The organism is Alsobacter sp. SYSU BS001988, assembly GCF_054796215.1.
The window spans coordinates 1-1,069 of sequence record NZ_JBTAMK010000045.1; the positions used below are offsets into that span (position 1 = coordinate 1).

Consider the following 1,069-nt stretch of genomic DNA (forward strand, 5'->3'; position numbering starts at 1 on the left):
TTGTCAGAGATCCAGCGCTTCTCATCGACCAGGATGCGATGCATGACGGCGATCTGACCGGCCGGACCGCCAAACGAGAGCGCTGCGATACGGGCCCAGACCGGGACGGCCTCCCGGAAAGGTGGGTGGGACGGCGCCGTGGCGGCGGCGCTGGGCGATTCAAGCACAATCGCCATGTCAGGCGCCAACCTTGCTGGAGGGCCAGTTGTGCGTCTCCTCCGTCGCGTCCCGGCACCAGCGATAGAACGCGTCATAGAGCGTCATGCCGGCGTCGAGCTGCGCCAGGTCGTCGGAGTAGATCCGTGACAGCCCGAGGGAAGCCGCAAGCAGGCCGGGCGCTTCCGGCGCCAGTTCCGGCCGCGCCGTATCGGCTGCCCGAACGATCAGGGCGAGGTGACGCAGCGCCGGCGTCCCCAAGCCGAACTCCTCGACCATGACGTCGAAGCTGCACAGTTCGCCACGGTGGCTCCAGAAGACGTCGTCAATATCGAAAGGCGCAGCGTCGAAGCGGCTGGCGACCCCCATGACTTCTGACGCTTTGACGTAAAGGAACACGGCGTTCGGATCGACGAAGCGGCGGATCAGCCACGGGCAGGCGATGCGATCGATCTTGGGCCGTTCGCGGGTCACCCAGACCGTGCGGCCTAGGGGGTCGCAGAGCGGCATCTTTGCCACGTTGACATAGGGCTGGCCGGAGCGGGCCCATTCGTCCGTTCCGCCCTCGAGGCTCTCGGCGGGGATGCCGGCATGCCGAAGCCAGGCCGCCACCCCGTGGCTGAGTTTGAGGCCCTTCTGGCAGATCACCACCACAGGCCGGCCCGCATAGGCGCCGGCCCACGAGCCCACATCCTTGTGGGAGCGGCGCGCCGAGCCTGGCACGAGGAAGGGATCGGCGTCGAAGTCTTCGTCCGTGCGCACGTCGACGAGCGCCGGGCAGCCGGTCGTGCCGATGAGACGGGAAAGCTTGTCGATCGAGATAGAGCTGATGGAAGGCATGGCGCGTCCTTGGTTGGATTGACCTGGACGCGATGCTTCGGCCGAAGCCTCGTGGGGAGATCGCAGTCCCCAG

2 protein-coding genes are annotated in these 1,069 nt (G+C 66.9%); both read right to left on the reverse strand.

Translation table 11 applies throughout. The annotated features are described in order from the left end of the window. The coding region (locus ACYVO7_RS25710) for a chromate transporter (protein ID WP_460452606.1) at positions 1-176 on the reverse strand (176 nt) is incomplete at its 3' end. A 1-nt stretch (position 177) separates the two neighbouring features. Next, positions 178-996 carry a chromate resistance protein ChrB domain-containing protein gene (locus ACYVO7_RS25715; RefSeq protein WP_460452605.1) on the reverse strand — a complete coding sequence of 273 codons (819 nt, stop codon included), beginning with the start codon at positions 994-996 and terminating at the stop codon, positions 178-180. Positions 997-1,069: the final 73 nt, after the last annotated feature.